Below are 1,213 nucleotides of genomic sequence, written 5' to 3' on the forward strand. Positions count from 1 at the left end.
GGCTCTATATCATTATCACTTCCGTTTGCCGCCGCCATTATACCTACCAAACCTAATCCAGCGGCAGCAGGTATCCACCAAGGAATAGCAGCAGCGGCTATGTAATCTTCACCACCTAACGCTTGTCCCTCGACATCGCCAATTTCTAGCTGTGTCACATAGTCGTAAGTCTCGCCAGTATCAGGAATATAATAATAGTACTCACCATCTTCAGCGATTCCGATTAAAGCAGCATCTGGATTGTCATAAAAGCCTTCTATAATAAGATCACTTTCTTCTCCCTCTTTTTCAAAAGAGACATGAAGATCATTCTTTATACGCTTAGTAATGATATGGTTAGGGGCACGACCAATAGCAGTATCATGAAATTCGTAGTTCACTTTATCCATAGTGGTAATAATGGTCGGCTTCCCATTTTTAGTCACTACTTGTACTTGCTCAACCGTCTGCGTCGTATTATTAGTTTTTACTATAATCGTATTCATGTTTTTGCCTTTTATTTTAATTCTATGTTCAATATGCTGTCCAAATTAGCTTATTAACAGGTGACTCCATCCACCAATGAAAATACAACTATTGATTGCGTTCCTCTATCACGGCTACAACTCGACGGTTGAGCTGTCGCCCTTCTACCGTATCGTTGCTAGCTCTTGGTTTCGACTCCCCATAACCAATAGCGGTTAAACGTTCATCACTGATGCTAAACTGCGAGATTAATACTTCTTTGACTGCATCTACTCGGCGTTGTGACAGTGTTTGGTTGTAACTATCACTACCACGATTATCAGTATGGCCTTCGATAGTGACTGACGCATTAGGATATTGCTTCATAAATACTGCCAACTCAGTTATTTTAGCGTAGTATTCTGGACGTAAAATAGATTTGTCTGTCTCAAATAATACTTCAAGATCGATGATGACTTTTTTGGTCAATACAGGTGCTTGTTCTACAACGACACGATCTAGTTGCTGGATAGATATTGGTGTAGTACAGTTATTAGGAATAACACGACTAATCTGGTGTGATTGATAACGTTTATTAGTTAATAAAGTTAAAGCAACCTCAGAGCCAACCTGTTCTAAAGTACTTTCCCCTTTCTCACTCACGTTAACCTGAAAAAAATAGGTTTGAGCTCCTGTTAGCTCATAATTTTTTTTATCTGCTGATAAGTCGTTATTTTTAAAGCCTGTAGCATGCGCACTTAATTGATTA

2 protein-coding genes are annotated in these 1,213 nt (G+C 39.1%); both read right to left on the minus strand.

Annotation, left to right across the window (positions count from 1 at the left end):
• Positions 1 to 485 (minus strand): hypothetical protein (locus tag ACT3QQ_RS13845; RefSeq protein ID WP_444528422.1); only part of this gene is annotated, 485 nt, incomplete at its 3' end.
• A gap of 88 nt (positions 486 to 573) precedes the next feature.
• Positions 574 to 1,213, minus strand: a 640-nt coding sequence (locus ACT3QQ_RS13850; RefSeq protein WP_444528423.1) for an OmpA family protein, incomplete at its 5' end; no start/stop codon positions are given.

Origin of the sequence: Psychrobacter sp. AOP7-A1-24, assembly GCF_052376235.1 — a bacterium.
In the GTDB taxonomy this organism is placed as follows: Bacteria; Pseudomonadota; Gammaproteobacteria; order Pseudomonadales; family Moraxellaceae; genus Psychrobacter.